The organism is Kiloniella litopenaei, from assembly GCF_000982415.1.
GTDB classification, from domain to species: domain Bacteria; phylum Pseudomonadota; class Alphaproteobacteria; order Kiloniellales; family Kiloniellaceae; genus Kiloniella; species Kiloniella litopenaei.
The window spans coordinates 51941-69369 of the sequence record NZ_LANI01000019.1 but is presented as its reverse complement, the minus strand read 5'-3'; the positions used below and the strand labels follow the sequence as shown (position 1 = coordinate 69369).

At 47.4% G+C, this 17429-nt stretch carries 17 protein-coding genes and 1 riboswitch; of the genes, 9 read left to right on the top strand and 8 right to left on the bottom strand.

The genetic code is table 11. The features are described 5' to 3' along the window. The 4 genes from WH95_RS21800 to WH95_RS13045 all read right to left on the bottom strand — a co-directional run bounded on the left by WH95_RS21800 (position 1) and on the right by WH95_RS13045 (position 3770). Positions 1–825 (bottom strand): M23 family metallopeptidase, encoded by an 825-nt coding sequence (locus WH95_RS21800; protein ID WP_052742010.1) that lies wholly within the window; start codon positions 823–825, stop codon positions 1–3. Between the two features lie 93 nt (positions 826–918). After that, positions 919–1713: an ABC transporter ATP-binding protein gene (locus tag WH95_RS13055; RefSeq protein ID WP_046507980.1), complete on the bottom strand. Its 795-nt coding sequence runs from the start codon at positions 1711–1713 to the stop codon at positions 919–921. A gap of 2 nt (positions 1714–1715) precedes the next feature. Then, on the bottom strand, positions 1716–2612 hold the full coding sequence (locus WH95_RS13050; protein WP_046507978.1) for an ABC transporter permease: 897 nt from the start codon (positions 2610–2612) through the stop codon (positions 1716–1718). 183 nt (positions 2613–2795) lie between these two features. Continuing rightward, complete coding sequence (locus tag WH95_RS13045) at positions 2796–3770, bottom strand: ABC transporter substrate-binding protein (protein ID WP_046507976.1); 975 nt, start codon at positions 3768–3770, stop codon at positions 2796–2798. Positions 3771–4139: 369 nt separating this feature from the next. On the opposite strand from WH95_RS13045, the gene fdhD reads away from it, so the two are divergent. The 3 genes from fdhD (at position 4140) to WH95_RS13030 (ending at position 7423) form a co-directional block, all read left to right on the top strand. Continuing rightward, positions 4140–5210, top strand: a complete 1071-nt coding sequence (gene fdhD, locus WH95_RS13040; RefSeq protein ID WP_082114144.1) for a formate dehydrogenase accessory sulfurtransferase FdhD — start codon at positions 4140–4142, stop codon at positions 5208–5210. Then, complete coding sequence (mobA, locus tag WH95_RS13035) at positions 5207–5830, top strand: molybdenum cofactor guanylyltransferase MobA (protein WP_046507974.1); 624 nt, start codon at positions 5207–5209, stop codon at positions 5828–5830. Before fdhD ends, mobA begins: the two co-directional genes overlap by 4 nt. Positions 5831–6112: 282 nt before the next feature. Further along, positions 6113–7423 carry an MFS transporter gene (locus WH95_RS13030; protein WP_157845964.1) on the top strand — a complete coding sequence of 437 codons (1311 nt, stop codon included), beginning with the start codon at positions 6113–6115 and terminating at the stop codon, positions 7421–7423. A gap of 64 nt (positions 7424–7487) precedes the next feature. On the opposite strand, the gene WH95_RS13025 is transcribed toward WH95_RS13030, so the two are convergent. The 4 genes from WH95_RS13025 to thiD are packed head-to-tail and all read right to left on the bottom strand — an operon-like array spanning position 7488 to position 10823. Beyond that, a complete protein-coding gene (locus tag WH95_RS13025) occupies positions 7488–8438 on the bottom strand; it encodes an ABC transporter substrate-binding protein (protein WP_046507969.1) in 951 nt (316 codons plus the stop codon). Between the two features lie 21 nt (positions 8439–8459). Continuing rightward, positions 8460–9218, bottom strand: a complete 759-nt coding sequence (locus WH95_RS13020; protein WP_046507966.1) for an ABC transporter permease — start codon at positions 9216–9218, stop codon at positions 8460–8462. After that, the gene (locus WH95_RS13015; RefSeq protein WP_046507964.1) at positions 9215–9973 is read right to left on the bottom strand and encodes an ABC transporter ATP-binding protein; all 759 of its coding nucleotides are present in this window, start codon (positions 9971–9973) and stop codon (positions 9215–9217) included. Before WH95_RS13015 ends, WH95_RS13020 begins: the two co-directional genes overlap by 4 nt. A gap of 43 nt (positions 9974–10016) precedes the next feature. Then, complete coding sequence (thiD, locus tag WH95_RS13010; protein WP_046507962.1) at positions 10017–10823, bottom strand: bifunctional hydroxymethylpyrimidine kinase/phosphomethylpyrimidine kinase; 807 nt, start codon at positions 10821–10823, stop codon at positions 10017–10019. 75 nt (positions 10824–10898) lie between these two features. Further along, a riboswitch (TPP riboswitch) is annotated at positions 10899–11014 on the bottom strand. 171 nt (positions 11015–11185) lie between these two features. Between thiD and WH95_RS13000 the strand changes: the two genes are divergently transcribed. The 6 genes from WH95_RS13000 (at position 11186) to WH95_RS12975 (ending at position 17364) form a co-directional block, all read left to right on the top strand. After that, positions 11186–11533, top strand: a complete 348-nt coding sequence (locus tag WH95_RS13000) for a RidA family protein (protein WP_046507958.1) — start codon at positions 11186–11188, stop codon at positions 11531–11533. Between the two features lie 306 nt (positions 11534–11839). Then, on the top strand, positions 11840–13486 hold the full coding sequence (locus tag WH95_RS12995; RefSeq protein WP_082114143.1) for a peptide ABC transporter substrate-binding protein: 1647 nt from the start codon (positions 11840–11842) through the stop codon (positions 13484–13486). An 81-nt stretch (positions 13487–13567) separates the two neighbouring features. Further along, a complete protein-coding gene (gene oppB, locus WH95_RS12990; protein ID WP_046507956.1) occupies positions 13568–14488 on the top strand; it encodes an oligopeptide ABC transporter permease OppB in 921 nt (306 codons plus the stop codon). Beyond that, positions 14488–15387 carry an ABC transporter permease subunit gene (locus tag WH95_RS12985; protein ID WP_046507955.1) on the top strand — a complete coding sequence of 300 codons (900 nt, stop codon included), beginning with the start codon at positions 14488–14490 and terminating at the stop codon, positions 15385–15387. Before oppB ends, WH95_RS12985 begins: the two co-directional genes overlap by 1 nt. 13 nt (positions 15388–15400) lie before the next feature. Beyond that, complete coding sequence (locus WH95_RS12980; RefSeq protein WP_046507953.1) at positions 15401–16378, top strand: ABC transporter ATP-binding protein; 978 nt, start codon at positions 15401–15403, stop codon at positions 16376–16378. Then, positions 16375–17364, top strand: a complete 990-nt coding sequence (locus WH95_RS12975) for an ABC transporter ATP-binding protein (RefSeq protein ID WP_046507951.1) — start codon at positions 16375–16377, stop codon at positions 17362–17364. Before WH95_RS12980 ends, WH95_RS12975 begins: the two co-directional genes overlap by 4 nt. Positions 17365–17429 lie beyond the last annotated feature (65 nt).

The window sequence follows — 17429 nt, the reverse complement described above, 5'->3', positions numbered from 1 at the left end:
TCAGCGGGGAGCAAAATTAACAGGGTGGCTTTTAAAGGCTGCACCATGTTGTTGAGAACTTGATACATGGAAATGCAGATGGGGCGCTGAAGAATAGCCCGTGTTGCCCGAAAAGGCGATAAGCTGACCTTTTTTTACCCTGTCGCCAACCTCGACAACAACACCGTCTTTTTTGAGGTGCAGGTATTGCCCTATCGTTCCGTCTGGGTGCCTGATCCAGAGGTAATTTTCTTCACTTTTATACTGGTTTGAAGCACCGCCACGGGATGAATCTTCTCTGAGTGCGATAACAGTTCCTTCGCGCGCAGCCAAAATTTCTGATCCTACAGGCATCGCCCAGTCTATGGCGAAGCTGTTTGGCCCCCTATGAGAAAAAGCGCCGTTCGGGCCTTGGGATATCGGATAGGACTTTGTTTTGGGAAAAGGGAGTTGATAGAGCACAGTGTCATCGTGTGCGGCGTCGCCTGTATCGGGATGAAGTTGTGATGTCCAGTTGTACCGCCATTGACCATGGCTTTTTGCCTGAATGGATATAATGTTTTTTATTTCACCAGGACCAAGTCGTGCGTTTACTGTTTTTTGGGACGGCGTAATATTATGTCCTGTCAGGTGCAAGGATACACGCATCGGAAAAGGATAGCTGTTCTGGGCACTGATATGCGCGCCTTTTTTGTCTTCGCTGGTCAGGTAACAAACCTTGTCATGCTGAAAACAAGTTTTGCGTTCATCCGCTCTGCTTTCTGTCGTGTGAAATAAAGAAAAGCAGGTAAATATAGCGCAGATGAAATAAAAGGAGGAGAGGGGCGTAAGGGAAAGATGTTTCATATTCTTACGTCGCCCTCCTGTTTTAATGTGCCTGTTTCTTTTGAGCGCTCTTGCTCGTGGCTTGTGTATGATAAGTCGTTCTAGCCCTGTGACCTACCCAAGCAAAAGGCTATCACTGTCGAGCTCTTCACCTCTAACTTTGCCAAACATCTCGACGAGATCGTGAATTGTCATGGAACTGCGCTCTTCACCGGAAACATCCAGTACCACTTGTCCTTCGTGCAACATCACAGTTCTCGTTCCAAACTGAAGAGCCTGCCCCATTGAGTGGGTAATCATCAAGGTTGTGATGCCGGTTTCTTTGACAATGTCATTGGTAAGCTCAAGGACAAAAGCTTGCATTCTTGGGTCAAGGGCGGCTGTGTGTTCATCAAGCAGCAGGCATTTTGTTGGCTGTAACGTTGCCATAATCAGGCTGACGGCTTGACGCTGACCGCCACTGAGGAGGCCCATTTTGTCTGCCAAACGGTCTTCAAGCCCTAATCGCAGGCGAGACAAACGTTCTCTGAAAAGGTCGCGTTTGTTGTTATTGATTGCCAGCCCAAAGCCGCGTTTTTGCCCTCTTGAGTGTGCGAGGGACAGGTTCTCTTCGATGGTTAAAGCTTCGCAGGTTCCCGCAAGAGGGTCCTGGAAAACGCGAGAGACCAAACTGCTGCGCCGGGCTGCTTTCCAACGACTGACATCTTTGCCATCAATTGTAATGGTGCCACTATCCGCGATCAGCTCGCCCGTCAAACAGTTCATAAAAGTGGATTTACCTGCGCCGTTTGATCCGATGACAGTAACGAATTCTCCTTCGGCAACAGACAGGTTTACACCTTGGAGTGCTTTGTTTTCGTTTGGCGTGCCTTTGCCAAAAGTAATGCGGAGATCTTGAACGTTGATCATTTTTAGTTACCCCGCTTCATCAGTTTTTTAAGGGGATTTTTGGCCCCGGGCAATACTAAGGCAATTGTAACCAATAAGGCGGTAACAAGGTTGAGATCCGAAGGCTCCAGCCCGATACTATCGGCATTGAGGGCCAGTCCAATGGCAATACGATAGACAATAGAGCCAAAGATGCAGGCAAGCACCGCCATTAACATTCCGCGTGTTGAGAAGATTGCTTCACCTGCAATAAGGGCAGCAAGACCAATGACAATTGTACCAGTCCCGATGGTGATATCTGCAAAACCGTTCATTTGTGCGAACAAAGCCCCGGCCAGCCCTACAAGGGCATTTGAAAGTGCCATACCGATATAGGTTGTCTTGTTGGTATCAATGCCTTGCGCACGTGCCATCTTCTGGTTCGCACCGGTCGAGCGCATAGCAAGCCCATAGTCGGAATTGAGGAAACGCGCCACGATGAGGGCAACGACAAAGACGATAACAGCAGCAATGATCGGTTTTAGATAATACCCGGGCAAGCCTTGCCCTTCAAAAGGCGTAAGAATTGTCTCTTCCGTAATGATTGCCACGTTCGGGCGGCCCATAATACGCAAGTTGATAGAGTAGAGCGCAATCATGGTCAGAATAGAGGCGAGAAGATTGAGGATCTTGAAGCGTAAGTTCAAAAAGGCTGTGACGACCCCAGACATCCCGCCAGCTAAAAAAGCAATAACCGTGGCTAACAAAGGATTGTAGCCAGACACAATCATTGTTGCACAGACAGCAGCCCCCAAAGGGAAAGATCCGTCAATGGTAAGGTCTGGAAAATCAAGAATTCTGAACGACAAGAAGACGGCTAAAGCAATTAGACCATAGATCAAGCCTAATTCGATGGCACCCATAAAAGAAATAAGGTTCATTTATCCGAAGCCTTGCGGCTCTCTAACTGTTGTATTTTTGCGTGGGTAACGCTGCTTGGATAGTTCCATAACGCAAGAAGACGAAATCCGCAAAACGAATTTCGTCTTCTTTAAACGCTTTTCTGTCTCAGTTCTTATGACTGGAACAGAATAGTTCTTATGACTGGAACAGAATAGAGGATCCTATTTGATCACTTCTGTTGCGCGGGCGATGACTTCTGGGGGGAGAGTTACGCCCATCTTTTCTGCCATGCCTGGATTAACGAAGAGATTGGTTTTCTTCACGCCCTGAAAGGCAATATCCCCTGCTGCTTTACCTTTGAGGATATCAACAACAACTTTACCTGTCTGACGCCCTACATCGTAGTAATCAAAGCCAAGAGCTGCCAATGCACCGCGTTTTACAGAATCTGTATCGCCAGCGTAAACGGGAATTTGGTTATCAATACCGACTTTCACCACAGCTTCGAAGGCTGAGATGATTGTATTGTCTGTGGCTACGTAAATAACGTCGGCTTTACCGACCAGATTTTGAGCTGCGGTTAGAACTTCACCTGTTTTAGTCGCAGGGGACGCAATAACTTCAAAGCCCTGGGCTGCACCGTGCTTTTTGACAAGGTCCAGAAGAACAACAGAGTTTGCTTCACCGGGGTTATAGGGAACACCGATACTTTTTGCGTTTGGTGTCAGTTCCTTGATCAGGGCGATGTGTTGATCAATTGGGGAAAGATCGCTGACTCCTGTTACGTTTGTACCTGATGGCCCCTCGCTGGAAACCAGTTTGGCTGCAACAGGGTCAGTTACGGCAGAGAAAACAACAGGGATATCTTTTGTTGCCGCAACAACTGCCTGAGCAGAAGGGGTCGCAATTGGTACGATTACATTCGGACCATTCCCGATGTATTCACGGGCAATCTGGGCCGCTGTTGCTGGGTTTCCTTGTGCACTTTTATAAAGAAAGGTCAGGTTTTTGCCTTCTTCAAAGCCTTGGGCTTTAAGTTCGTCACGTACACCGTCCCGCACAGCGTCAAGAGCTGGGTGTTCTACAATAGCAGTAGTGGCAACAACAACGTCTTCTGCCTGTGCAGCAAAAGGGAAAGATAGACCGAGTGCTACTGTTGCTGCAAAAATTTTGGATCCCAAATTCTTGGAAATCATGATGTGCCTCCGAGATAGCAATTATATATTCATTTGAATGGTTCAGACCGGCCTCGTAACCGCATATGGATAACGTATCAGGAGTCTGCCCAAATTTGTTGTTGTGTATTAATCCTCTTCATTGCCATGAAAGCAAGAGGATATGTTGAGAAGGGCTGATGTTTCTTTGGTCGAATTTCAACTGTAAATAAATGTCAAAACGGAAACATTGGTGTGACAGCCTAATACCAGATAGCTATTCACGATCAGGGTGTTGCTTGTTCCTGCAAGGAAAAATCGACATAGTGTCATTCGATGTAATGGATATATCAGGGAAGGTGTCTATCGTCGAAGATACCAAGGCTGATAAAGATTGTTATGGACCCTTGAATGAACGATACCAATCAGGAAAAAAAGACGCGCCGCCGAGTGGCGAAAGCGGACGAAGAAACACTGGCAGAATTTATTCTGAGACCAAATCCCGCTAAAGAAGGTTTAACCGAGGCTGTGGCGGGGACCGATCAGGATGGCAATGTCATTGAAATTCCGGTCGTGGTCGAAAAACCCCTGACGCTTTTTCTGAATGGTCAGGAAATTGTTACCATGATGACCATTGGGGACTATCCTGATTATCTGGCCGTTGGTTATCTTCTTAATCAAAACATGTTGCGCCGTGATGATGTGATCACGGCAATTGATGTGGATGAAGAACTTGATCTGGTTGTTGTTCGTACTGAACGCGAAACAAATTATGAAGAGAAGCTCAAAAAGAAAACACGGACATCTGGCTGCGCCCAGGGAACGGTTTTCGGGGACTTGATGGAAAAGTTTGAAGATATCAAGCTTCCCGCCGATGCTAAGATTCACACATCCTGGATCTATGCCCTCAGTCGTAAGATCAATATGGTGCCCAGTCTGTATCTGGAAGCAGGAGCGATCCACGGATGCGTTTTGTGTCAGGGTGATCAGCCTTTGATTTATATCGAAGACGTTGGACGCCATAATGCCGTTGATAAAATTGCAGGCTATATGTTTTTGAACAATGTCACTGCCTCGGACAAAATTTTCTATACAACGGGCCGACTGACATCAGAGATGGTAATTAAAACGGTGCAGATGGGTATTCCTGTATTGGTTTCCCGTTCCGGCTTTACAGCCTGGGGTGTCGATCTGGCCAAACAAGCGGGCCTGACACTAATAGGTCGGGCCAAAGGAAAACGTTTCACTGCCCTTGCTGGTCAGGACCGGATTGTTTTTGACCATCAGGCGTCAGATTTGGAAGATGAAGATCCGCGTCATCAAAGAGCTGCGGCCAGAGGGACCGAGACCAGAGGGACCGAGACCAGAGGGACGGAGACCAGAGGAACCGGGACCCAGATTGCCCAAGTTGAAGGAACCGGGCATAAAGCCCAGATTGCCCAGGTTGAAGGAACCGGGCATAAAGAGGGTCAAATTAAATGACTGATGTTGCTGGTGTGATTTTAGCGGGTGGTCTGGCCCGCCGGATGGGCGGTGGTGACAAGGGGCTCAAACCCTTGGCTGGCGAAAGTATGCTTGCGCGAATTATTAAGCGCATTCAACCTCAGGTCGGGCCGTTAGTCCTAAATGCCAATGGTGATAGCCAGCGTTTCAAGGAATTTTCGTTGCCCGTTGCAGCTGATGTGGTTGGTGATAATCCGGGGCCCTTGGCTGGTGTCTTGACGGGGTTGGAATGGGTGGCTGAACATTCACCCGAAACAGAATGGGTCGTTACCGTTCCTTGTGATGCCCCGTTTATCCCTGATGACCTTGTGGAAAGAATGGTATTTGAAGTCATTAAACAGGACGTGCCCTTGGCTTGTGCTATGTCACATGGTCGAACCCATCCTGTTGTTGGTTTATGGTCCGTGGCGCTGCGGACTGATTTACGGCAAGCGATTGTACAAGAAAAAATGCGTAAGGTTGATCGTTGGACAGAGCGTCATGGGATTTGCCATGTTACTTTTGACGATGTTGTCATTGGGGATGAAGCTATTGATCCCTTTTATAACGCCAATAAGCCAGATGATTTGTCGCGTGTAGAAGGTTTCCTTAAGGCTTGAGGCATGGGTAGCATTTTTGCGAAAGTGAATCTGTAACAATAGGCTTTGCCAATCTTTCTGGTCTCGTGCTTATTAAACGCTTGCCAGTCATTATATCAGGGTGTGATGGCAGCGGTTATCTAGTGCTTTCACGCTCTGATATGATTCTTTTGTCTGACCCATTGATATCAGTTACTGATTGGTTACTGCAAAATTACCCCGGCTGTGGATAGCTGTTAAAATATTTGCTACAGAGCTACTCTTTCTTTACCTCTTGTCTCCTTAGTTATAGGGAAAATTTCTTTGTCGCATTCTACCGTTATGTCCGATAAATCTTTGCTGTTGCAAAAGCCTCCTGTCAGGTTGTCTTGGTTGATGTGGTTGTTAGGTGCGATGCTCTTTTTGATCGGGTTCTTTCACCGTATTGCCTTTGGCGTTATGGCGGAACCTTTGACTATAGAGTTTGGATTGACGGCAACTACTTTGGGGACCTTGGCGAGTTTCTACTATTATAGCTATGTCGTCATGCAGGTACCTGTCGGGGTTATGGCAGACCGTTTCGGCCCGCGGAAACTCTTAACCACAGGGGCTGTGATTGCGGCAATCGGGACGGCGATTTTTGCGCTTGCGCCCAATTACTGGATTATCAGCTTTGGTCGTTTGTTGATCGGTGGTTCTGTTGCCGTGGCCTTTGTCACGATGATGAAGATCGCCCTGCATTGGTTTGACCTTAAACGTTTTGCATTGTTGGTTGGTCTGGGACTTTTATCCGGTAATCTGGGTGCTGTTGTTGCCGGGGCGCCATTACAACAAATGATTGAGCTGATTGGCTGGCGTTATGTCATGCTCGGCTTTGCCGGTATTACCGGGGTGCTGGCATTGGCTACAGGGATCTGGTTACGGGATGATCCCTCGGATCTTGGGTATAAAAGCTATGGTCATGAACACGATGATAGTCAACCGAAGCAATCTATACTGGCTGACTTAAAAGAAGCAATTACTTATCGCACGGTTTTCCTTTTGACGCTGGCCTGTGGGGCATCTGCGGGGTCAATGTTGACCTTTGGCGGGCTTTGGGGCGTCCCTTTTCTTAAGGTGGCTTATGGTTTTACGACTTCCGAAGCTGCGCTCATAACCACTGTGACCTTACTTGTTTGGGCCGGGAGTGGCGTCTTGCTGGGGCATTGGTCCGATGCGTCTGGTAAACGAAAATTACCCTTTGCAATTCTTGCCCTTACCGCAGCATCTGGATGGTTTGTGGTCACACAGATATCCGATCTTCCCCTAGTTGTTCTTGGTTTGGGGTTATTTATTGCTGCAACAGGAAGCTGTGTAATGATTGTGGGGCTATCTTGGGCCAAAGAAGCTGTTCCTGCCCGTTTACAAGGCACGTCGCTCGGGTGGTGTAATACCGGGGTCATGATTGGGCCTATGGTCTTGCAACCCCTAACAGGTGTTCTTATTGATCTGAACTGGAGTGGCGCAACAGAAGCTGGGCAACGTGTCTATGATGTCCCTGCGTTTGAAGCCGGGTTTATTCCAATGATCGTTTGGCTGGTTGTTGCTGCAATCCTAGTCCTTTTTGCCAGGGAAAAGCAGAACCCATTTAAATGATGTAGAATAAGAATAAGGGCTGCCATAGGTTGGGCAGCCCTTATCGGTTTTATTCTGGATATTTTTATCTGATGGTTACGGCATATTCCGATACGTCACCAGTTTCCTTGATCAGGTCTTTGGCTTTTAGAAAATCAGCAAAATCGCTGTAACGTTTTTCATCCAAAGCAGCGGGGCGTAGGGCAAAACGTGGAAGGGTATCTTTCCAAGCTCTGCGATTTAACTCGTCGTCAAGATCCGGATAGGCTTTGATAAATAGCTCCCAGCTTTCTTGTGGATGATTGATCAGATAGGTCGTGGCTTGTTCCAAAGCTTTGAGGAAACGGGGGAAGCGCGGGTCGTCGACATTTTGTTTGTTCGCGACAAGAATAAGTTCGTCATAAGAGGGAACGCCTTCTTCTTCTACATAAAAAGCGCGTCCCGGTTTTTCGACGATATCCATCTGGTTCAGTTCAAAGTTCCGAAAAGCTCCGATCACAGCATCAACCTGACCCGAGATAAGTGATGGCGACAGTGTGAAGTTAACATTGATCAACTCAACATCCTTTACATCCAGACCATGCTTTTCCAGCATTGCGTCCAGAATGACATCTTCAAAGCCACCAACGGAATACCCGACTTTACGGCCTTTCAGGTCTGCAATGGACTTGATGGGACTGTCTTTCAGAACAACAAGGGAATTCAAGGGCGTTGCGACCAGTGTCCCAACACGTGTTAGTGGGAGGCCTTCGGCGACTTGCAAATGAAGTTGTGGCTGGTAGGAAACGGCAAGCTCTGCCTTTCCTGCCGCGACCAGTTTCGGGGGATCGTTGGGGTCTGCCGGAGCAATCAGATCTACATCCAGTCCTTGTTCAGCAAAGAACCCCTTTTCCTTGGCTACCACAAGTGTGGCGTGATCCGGGTTCACAAACCAGTCGAGCAAAACAGTGAGTTTTTCGTTGGCAATTGCCTGTGTTGAAAGGCTTAACAAGCCAGCCAAAGCACATAGCGTAACAGTAAGTTTTCGTAACATCATAAGATCCTTAAGTAAGGGGAATTATCGTGTTTTGTGATCATCAAGTGAAAGATGTCGAAGAAGGCTGTGTAGTAAGTAATCCGTCGTGAGATAGAGGGTAACGGCCATAACGGAGAGGAGGAGTAGGGCCGCGAACATAAGATCGATTTGCATGCGGCCATTTGCATGAAGCATTAGATAACCCAAGCCGGCTGATGATCCGACCCACTCGCCAACGATGGCACCAATCGGGGCTGTGGCCATGGCAACGCGTAGGCCTGATGATAAGGCTGGCAGCGCCAGAGGAATGCGAACATGGATAAGAAAAGCCAGCGGCTTGGCATTCATTACCCGGGCCAGTGCCTGCCAGTCTTTCGGGGTGCGCCTTAAGCCGTCATAAAAGGCTGCGGTTACCGGGAAGTAGATAATCAAAACCGCCATGGCAATTTTGGATGGCAGTCCATAGCCCAGCCACAAGACAAGAATGGGCGCGAGGGCAAAAACGGGCAGTGACTGGGTAATGACAAGTACAGGTGTCAGCCAGTCGCGAACTGATTTAACAGTGGCGAGGATCAGGGCTGAACAACACCCCAACAGGCTGCCGAAAAGAAAGCCAAGAATAATTTCTAGCAAGGTTATCCCGGCGTGATTGATCAATGTGTCAAATCGCCTGTAGAGCGTTCCAAACACGGCAAGAGGATCAGGCAGAATATAGGGGGGAGCTGCCGTGATATAAACAATGGCCTGCCAAGCGATAAGAAGTCCGATGATGATGACGAGCGGGCGAATGAAGTTGGTCATGAGGGTGCTTTGCAATCAGATAGTTGCCCCATCAGAATGTCGTGTTCTTCCAACAGAGATTGGTTCTTGGTATCTCGTGGTGGACAGGACGAAGGTATGAATACTTCTGCCCTGGTAATCGTCGGTCCCTTTAAAATATAAACGATATCTGCGAGCTTCAGGGCTTCGAGAGGATCGTGGGTGATCATGACAACCGTTTTGTTTGTCAGGTAGTGGGAAGTGAGATCGTGCATTTCTGAACGCGTCATGGCATCCAGTGCAGAGAAGGGTTCGTCCAGAAGGACAATGGGGCGGTCTTCCAAAAGCGTTCTTGCCAAGGCTGTTCTTTGACGCATGCCACCGGACAGGTTGTCGGGCTTCATATCCAGATATGATACGAGACCAAGATCTGACAATAGCGATTTTGCCTTTGTTTCGCTGATTGCGCTTGTCCCGGAAAGCTGCCTCAGCTTGTTGCCAATCAAAACATTTTGTAAAACGCTGAGCCAGGGCAGTAACAGGGCATCCTGGGTCATCCAGCTTACTTGTCCTGATAGGATAGAGCCGTCGTCGGCTTTTATTGTCCCTTGATAGGAAGATGGAGAAAGGAGGCCTGCGATGGCCTTGAGAAGAGACGATTTTCCAACGCCGCTACGTCCCAGTAACACGTTCCACTTCCCGCCTTTCAAGCAGTGAGAAAAGTTTTTGAAAACTTGCTTCTCTTGATAAGAAAGGCTGAGGTCTTGAATATGAACGCTATTTTCCGGGCTGGGCATTATTAAACGCAACTTATTTATCTTGTTGGAAACCTTGTTGTGTTTAAACTTTCCAGTTTGCGTGGAAATGGTGAACAGGGCCGTGTCCTTTACCTATTTCCAGGTGATCGGCATGGCGAAGAGCTTCGGTTAGATACTCTTTGGCAGCATTAACGGCTTCTAAAAGCGAGAACCCCTTGGCAATTCCAGATGCAATTGCCGCGGAAAGGGTACAACCTGTTCCATGGCTGTTCTTGGTATTTATGCGCTCTGAGCTCAGACAGATTTCATTTTGTCCGTCAAAGAGCAGGTCATCGCTTTTGTCTCCGTCCAGGTGTCCGCCTTTCAAAAGAATGGCTTTCGGACTGATGACTTGAAGCGCTGCCAACATGTCTTTCATCTCTTGAATAGACGTGGGTTCTTTTTTTCCTGTTAAGACAGCTGCCTCCGGTAGATTGGGAGTGATAATTTCTGCAAGGGGGAGCAGGTTTTCTTTGAGGCTTGCAACGGCGTCATCTTGTAAGAGTTTGTCACCACTTTTTGCTACCATCACAGGGTCAAGAACGACCGGAATTTGCGGGTAGTGTTTCAGAACATCTGCAACAGAGCTGATAATATCCGGGGTTCCCAGCATGCCGATTTTGATGGCCTTGACGTTCAAATCCTCGAAGACTGTATATAACTGATCCTGTATGAAGTCTGTTGATACCGGAAAGATTGAATGCACTTTACAGGTGTTTTGCGCGGTTAGGGCCGTGATGACCGATGCAGCATAAACACCCAGAGCGGACATTGCTTTTATATCAGCCTGAATACCCGCGCCACCACTGCTGTCAGATCCGGCGATTGTAAGGGCTATTGGTGCAGACATGCTTTCCTCCGTTTTATATTCAGAGGAAGCCGTTCATGCTGTTCCTTTTGGGGAAGGTGGATTATTGGCTTTTGCCAATCCCAGCATCTCAGTTTCCTCCGCCGGTATTAACCGGATCAGGTTCTGCGGGTTAGCGTTAGCCTCTCAGCTCAATCAGCATATTGCATGGTCGAGCACCCCGACGAGATTTCCTGAATTATGCGGTGCTTTTAAAAATAGGCAAGAGGGAAAGTTATTTTTGAATTGTCTGGTTTATATCATCGTCAGATCTGGACCTATGGGGTGCTTTACAGGCATATAGGCTTTCTCAACCCACAGAGAAATCTGGCAGGGGTGTGTTTCTTTAAAAGGGAGTGATATAAATGAGTGAAATTATCCGTCACGATACGACGGCACGGTCTAGTAAAATTGTTGAGCACGGCAATACAGTTTATCTGTCAGGTCAAGTGGGAACGGCGGGAGAATCCGTCACCGAACAGACAAAAGAAATTTTAAACAAAATTGACACATGCCTTGAGTCTGTTGGGAGTGACAAAAGCAAGATTCTTCAGGCCGTGATTTGGTTAAGTGATATGAAATACTTCGCAGAATTAAACGAAGTTTGGAATGCCTGGGTTCCGGAAGGGCATGCGCCGGCGCGTGCTTGTGGGGAAGCTAAACTTGCACGTGCAGAACTCAGTGTTGAAATTATTATTACGGCTGCAAAATAGTCGTATATTCAAGTTATATAGTCGCTTTTGAGCTGCTCGATTGACTGGATCGGGCAGCTTTTTTTATGACCTAAGCGACTTAGGCTGGATTCTCATCTTTGTATAAAGTATAATGCCTAAATGCTCGCCAGTTTTGATCAATTAATAAAGAAAAATAGCTGTTTTGCTACGTTTCTTGCCGAGTTGACTTAAAACAAGGACCTCCTCTTGTCATTGAGCGAAAAGAAGGTCACCCTGTGTGAATTGCACGCAGGGATATAAGTTTATCTGGCGCGCACAACGAACGATAACAACAGGGAAAGAGTTATGGAGTTCAAATCAGGCATCAAACGGTTCCTAACTGACGGAACATTTGTAAAAACAACACGTGCTGTGGCACTTGGCGTTTCTCTTTTAGCTGGCACAACTGCATTGGTTGCACCTTCAGTGGCATCTGCCGAAATGGTCTTTAACCGTGGTAATGGTTCGGAACCGGGAACATTGGATCCGCAGATTTCTGAAGGCGTGCCATCGGCACATATTCTTCGTGATCTATTTGAGGGGCTTACGGCTGAACATACCGATGGTTCTATTATCCCAGGGCAAGCTGAGAGCTGGACTATCAGTGAGGATGGAAAAACCTTCGTTTTCAAAATCCGCGAAAATGCTAAATGGAGCAATGGCGATCCTGTAACTGCGCATGATTTTGTTTATGCGTGGCAGCGCGCTGTCGCTCCGGCAACAGGTACTGCATACTCTTTCTTGCTATACCCTCTTGAAAATGCACAAGCTATTTCTAGCGGTGAAGAAAAAGACCTCTCTAAATTGGGGGTAAAAGCTACTGATGATAGAACCTTGGAAGTGAAGCTTTCGGGCCCTGCCCCTTATTTCTTGGGCATGATCACGCACTCAGTAGCCTATCCGGTTCATAAAGCTACTGTTGAAGCTCATGGTGCAAACTGGACTCGTCCTGATAACATGGTTTCTAACGGCGCCTTTAAACTTCAAGAATGGACACCGCAGTCTCGTATTGTTGCTGTTAAATCAGACACTTACTGGAATAAAGATACGGTTAAATTAGATAAGGTTGTTTACTATCCTACTGAAAGTCAAACTACTGCACTGAAGCGTTATCGTGCTGGCGAGTTGGACTGGACTTATGAAGTTCCAAATGACCAGATAAAGTGGATCAAAGAAAACTTACCTGATGAGTTTCATGTATCTAACTATCTTGGTACTTATTATTATGGCTTTAACATGACGAAGCCTCCGTTCAACGATCCTAAGCTTCGTAAAGCTTTCTCGTTGGCTATTGATCGCGAGATCTTAACGTCGAAAATTGTTGGTGCTGGTGAAGTTCCTGCATACGCTTTTGTTGTTCCTGGTGTGACTGCTTATGATCCGGTATATGCAGACTTTAAAGCAAAAGATCAGGCTGCGCGTAATGCTGAAGCTTTAAAGTTGTATGAAGAAGCTGGTTATTCCAAAGATAACCCGATTGAAATCGAGCTTCGTTATAACACTAGTGATAACCACAAGAAGATTGCTATTGCTGTCCAAAACATGTGGAAGAAAACTTTGGGGGCAAAAGTTAATCTAGTTAACGAAGAGTGGAAAGTTTACTTGGAAACTCGTAAACTTAAAGAAGCAACGCAAGCTTTCAGAGCTGGATGGATTGGCGATTATAATGATCCAAATACTTTCCTCGAGCTTTGGTTGTCAGATTCCGGTCTTAATGATACTGGTTTTGATAGTCCAGAATTTGATAGCCTTATGAATCAGGCCAAACTTGAGCAAGATGCTGACAAACGCAAAAAGCTGCTAATGCAAGCTGAGACAATATTCCTTGAGGCTAATGCAGTTGCTCCGATCTATCACTACGTTACAAAGCGTATGGTGAAGCCTTATGTTAAAGGCTGGGAAAATAACGTGATGGATCACATCCGTTCTCAGTACATTACCATTGAGCAATAGGAAACTCCCGGTTTCCCAATAATGTTTCGGCGCGCTGTCGTATCGGTGGTGCGCCGAACTTTTATGTCAGGACATAATAAAATGTGGTCGTTTATCTTAAAGCGTCTGGCCGGGGCGATTCCGACGCTACTCATTATCATTACCCTTGCGTTTTTTTTAATTCGTGCTGCTCCCGGTGGTCCGTTTGATAAAGAGCGTTCTGTGCCAGCAGAAGTCGAAGCAAATTTAAATGCTGTTTATCACTTAGATGAGCCTATGTGGCAACAATACCTTTATTATCTTGGTAACATTCTTCAGGGGGATTTTGGGCCTTCTTTCCAGTACCGTGATTTCTCTGTTACCGAACTGATAGGTGCTGGCTTTCCAGTATCTTTAACTATTGGTTTGTCCGCGATTTTTCTTGCTATAACAATTGGTATGACAATGGGCGCACTTGCGGCATTGAAACAAAATTCTGCGATTGATTACGCTGTAATGGCGACGGCAATGACGGGAATTACCATTCCAAACTTTGTTATGGCGCCACTCTTGACCCTGGTGTTCGGAGTTTATTTGCACATGCTTCCTGTTGGAGGCTGGGGGGATGGCATGTCTCAGGCCATCCTTCCTATTATCGCTTTGGCGTTGCCGCAAATTGCCTATATCGCACGTTTGACTCGTGGATCCATGATTGAGGTGCTTCGATCAAACTTTGTGCGAACTGCACGGGCCAAAGGTCTGCCAGAGCGTTTGATGCTCAGTCGTCATGCTTTAAAGGCTGCGATGTTGCCAGTTGTTTCCTATTTGGGGCCTGCGTCTGCTGCGGTGATTACCGGGTCTGTTGTTATTGAGCAGATCTTCGGTATTCCGGGTATTGGGCGCTACTTTGTACAAGGGGCCCTAAACCGGGATTACACCCTTGTGATGGGCGTCGTGATTTTTTACGGGACGTTGATTATTTCGTTCAATCTGATCGTTGATATTATCTATGGTTTCCTCGATCCAAAAGTGAGGATGGGATAATGGCTGTTGATATGGAAATGAATAGCGCGGGTTCTGCTGAAAAAGAAATCCAGGGCCGCAGTCTTTGGCAGGATGCTTTCAGACGTTTGCTGACAAACAAAGCTTCCGTTGTTAGTTGTATTATTCTGTTGAGCATTGTTGTTATTGCTGTGGCCGGACCTTGGGTGCATCCGCATCCCTTTGATGAAGTTTACTGGGATTACATTCAGGCCGCGCCGGATATGGAGGCCGGTTTCTACTTTGGTACCGATACCAATGGTCGCGATCTTTTTGTCCGGACGTTGTATGGCATTCGTGTCTCCATGCTTGTTGGCTTGGTTGCAACCGGGGTATCGCTGATTATCGGTGTTACCTACGGGGCGATTTCCGGATACATCGGGGGGCGTACCGATCACATCATGATGCGCTTTGTGGATATTATGTATTCCATGCCCTTCATGTTCTTCGTGATTTTGTTGATGGTAATCTTTGGCCGAAATATCTTCCTGATTTTTGCGGCTTTGGGCGCCGTTGAGTGGTTGACCATGGCACGTATTGTTCGCGGTCAGGCGCTTTCAATCAAAAACAGAGAGTTTGTCGAAGCTGCGCGTGCCTCGGGTGTCAGCAACTTCAACATTATCCGTCGACACATTATACCCAACGCACTGGGGCCTGTGATTGTTTATGTAACACTGACAATCCCACAGGTGATTTTGATCGAAAGCTTCCTGTCTTTCCTGGGGCTTGGTGTACAGGAACCCATGACTAGTCTGGGTGTGCTTATTTCAGAAGGTGCCCAGCAGATGGAATCTGCACCCTGGACACTTTTGTTCCCGGCGAGTGCGCTGGCAATCATCTTGTTCTGCTTTAACTTTATTGGCGATGGTCTGCGCGATGCGCTTGATCCGCGTGATCGCTAGGGAGGTCTGAAAAATGAGTGATATTATTCTCGAGGTGAAAGACCTTTCTGTAACCTTCTCGACACCGGAAGGTCCCGTTAATGCTGTGAACAACATGAATTTCACGATTAAAGCGGGCGAAGCTTTGGGTGTTGTTGGTGAATCCGGATCCGGGAAAAGTCAGACTTTTCTCGCCATAATGGGATTGTTGGCCTCGAACGGGAAAACAACCGGGAGTGCCAAACTTTTGGGTCGTGAGCTGATTGGCCTCAGTGCTGATGAACTGAACAAGATCCGTGGGCAGTCAATGTCGATGATCTTTCAGGATCCCATGACATCGCTGAACCCTTATCTGAAGGTGTCAAAACAGCTGACAGAGGTGTTGGTTCTACACAAAGGCATGGGCGAACAGGCTGCGAGGGCAGAGGCGCTTAGCATGTTGGAAAAGGTGGGGATTCCCGAAGCGAAAAAACGCTTTGATATGTATCCACATGAATTTTCTGGTGGCATGCGGCAGCGCGTCATGATCGCCATGGCACTTTTGTGTGAACCAGCCTTGCTGATCGCGGATGAACCTACGACCGCATTGGATGTGACTATTCAGGCACAGATTCTTGATTTGATGCGAAAGCTGAAGAGTGAGTTTAACACGGCGATTGTCATGATCACCCATGACTTGGGTGTTGTTGCCGGATTGTGTGACACGTTAAACGTTATGTATGCCGGGCGCATCGTTGAACGATCTTCCGTTGATGAAGTCTTCTCTGCCCCGCGTCATCCCTATAGTCAGGGGCTTTTGGCTTCAACACCAAGGCTGGATGAAAAAACGCATGACAATGAACTGGTCACTATTCCCGGGCAGCCACCAAACCTACAGCGTTTGCCGCAAGGTTGTGCCTTTGCGCCGCGGTGTGCCCATGTGAAGGATCGGTGCCTTTGTGAGCGTCCGCCTTTGTTTGAAACGCCGAGCGGAAGTCATAGTGCCTGTTATAGAGAGGAGGAGGTCGCATGAGTATGTCACAGGAAGTCCTTCTTGATGTAAAGGACCTTAAAGTTCATTTTTCCATCCCGAGTGGCAAGCTTTTCAAAAAGCCGGGATTACTGAAAGCCGTTGATGGTGTTTCATTCCAGGTAAAAGCAGGTGAAACACTGGGGGTCGTTGGTGAGTCCGGTTGTGGTAAGTCCACACTTGGGCGCGCTGTTTTACGCCTTTTAAAGCCAACGGACGGGCAGGTTGCCTGGTTCGGGCAGGAAATGGGTGGCATGAAACCCGAAGAACTACGGAACGTGCGTTCTGATCTTCAGGTTATTTTTCAAGATCCTTTGGCCTCTCTTGATCCGCGTATGACGATTGGCCAGATTATCGGGGAACCTTTGATTACCCATTATCCCAAGCTGTCAAAGGCCGAGGTAAAAGAGAAGGTTAAGGCAATGATGGCCAAAGTTGGCCTTCTGCCTGAACAGGTTAATCGCTATCCGCACGAGTTTTCCGGTGGTCAGTGCCAGCGTATTGGTATTGCACGGGCGATGATTCTTGAACCGAAACTTATTGTCTGTGACGAAGCTGTCAGTGCGTTGGATGTTTCTATTCAGGCCCAGATTGTTAATCTGCTGATGGGGTTGCAAAAAGAGTTCGGGCTTAGTCTGATCTTTATTTCGCACAACCTGAGTATTGTCCGTCATATCAGTCATCGCATCATGGTCTTGTATCTTGGCCGGATGATGGAGGTTGCGGACAGGGATGCTATCTATGCGAAGCCTTTGCATCCCTATACCAAAGCTTTGATTTCTGCCGTGCCAATCCCGGACCCGGAGATTGAGCGCAATAAAGAGCATGTGGCCCTGAAAGGTGACTTGCCTAGCCCTTTAAACCCGCCATCTGGCTGTGTTTTCAGAACGCGTTGTCCTTTTGCCAAGGATATATGTGCCGCGGAAGTTCCCGCCTTAAAATCCTTTGCAGGAGGCAGGGAAGCCGCATGTCACTTTATCGAAGAATAGGTACTTAATACCTATGAAAAGGTCCCGTGAAGGCGGGACCTTTTTTGTAATTGGGATGTATAATT

Excerpts from the sequence above, each read along its gene's own strand:
- WH95_RS21800 (WP_052742010.1), bottom strand. The coding sequence starts at position 825 with ATGAAACATCTTTCCCTTACGCCCCTCTCCTCCTTTTATTTCATCTGC.
- WH95_RS13055 (WP_046507980.1), bottom strand. The coding sequence starts at position 1,713 with ATGATCAACGTTCAAGATCTCCGCATTACTTTTGGCAAAGGCACGCCA.
- WH95_RS13050 (WP_046507978.1), bottom strand. The coding sequence starts at position 2,612 with ATGAACCTTATTTCTTTTATGGGTGCCATCGAATTAGGCTTGATCTAT.
- WH95_RS13045 (WP_046507976.1), bottom strand. The coding sequence starts at position 3,770 with ATGATTTCCAAGAATTTGGGATCCAAAATTTTTGCAGCAACAGTAGCA.
- fdhD (WP_082114144.1), top strand. The coding sequence starts at position 4,140 with ATGAACGATACCAATCAGGAAAAAAAGACGCGCCGCCGAGTGGCGAAA.
- mobA (WP_046507974.1), top strand. The coding sequence starts at position 5,207 with ATGACTGATGTTGCTGGTGTGATTTTAGCGGGTGGTCTGGCCCGCCGG.
- WH95_RS13025 (WP_046507969.1), bottom strand. The coding sequence starts at position 8,438 with ATGATGTTACGAAAACTTACTGTTACGCTATGTGCTTTGGCTGGCTTG.
- WH95_RS13020 (WP_046507966.1), bottom strand. The coding sequence starts at position 9,218 with ATGACCAACTTCATTCGCCCGCTCGTCATCATCATCGGACTTCTTATC.
- WH95_RS13015 (WP_046507964.1), bottom strand. The coding sequence starts at position 9,973 with ATGCCCAGCCCGGAAAATAGCGTTCATATTCAAGACCTCAGCCTTTCT.
- thiD (WP_046507962.1), bottom strand. The coding sequence starts at position 10,823 with ATGTCTGCACCAATAGCCCTTACAATCGCCGGATCTGACAGCAGTGGT.
- WH95_RS13000 (WP_046507958.1), top strand. The coding sequence starts at position 11,186 with ATGAGTGAAATTATCCGTCACGATACGACGGCACGGTCTAGTAAAATT.
- WH95_RS12995 (WP_082114143.1), top strand. The coding sequence starts at position 11,840 with ATGGAGTTCAAATCAGGCATCAAACGGTTCCTAACTGACGGAACATTT.
- oppB (WP_046507956.1), top strand. The coding sequence starts at position 13,568 with ATGTGGTCGTTTATCTTAAAGCGTCTGGCCGGGGCGATTCCGACGCTA.
- WH95_RS12985 (WP_046507955.1), top strand. The coding sequence starts at position 14,488 with ATGGCTGTTGATATGGAAATGAATAGCGCGGGTTCTGCTGAAAAAGAA.
- WH95_RS12980 (WP_046507953.1), top strand. The coding sequence starts at position 15,401 with ATGAGTGATATTATTCTCGAGGTGAAAGACCTTTCTGTAACCTTCTCG.
- WH95_RS12975 (WP_046507951.1), top strand. The coding sequence starts at position 16,375 with ATGAGTATGTCACAGGAAGTCCTTCTTGATGTAAAGGACCTTAAAGTT.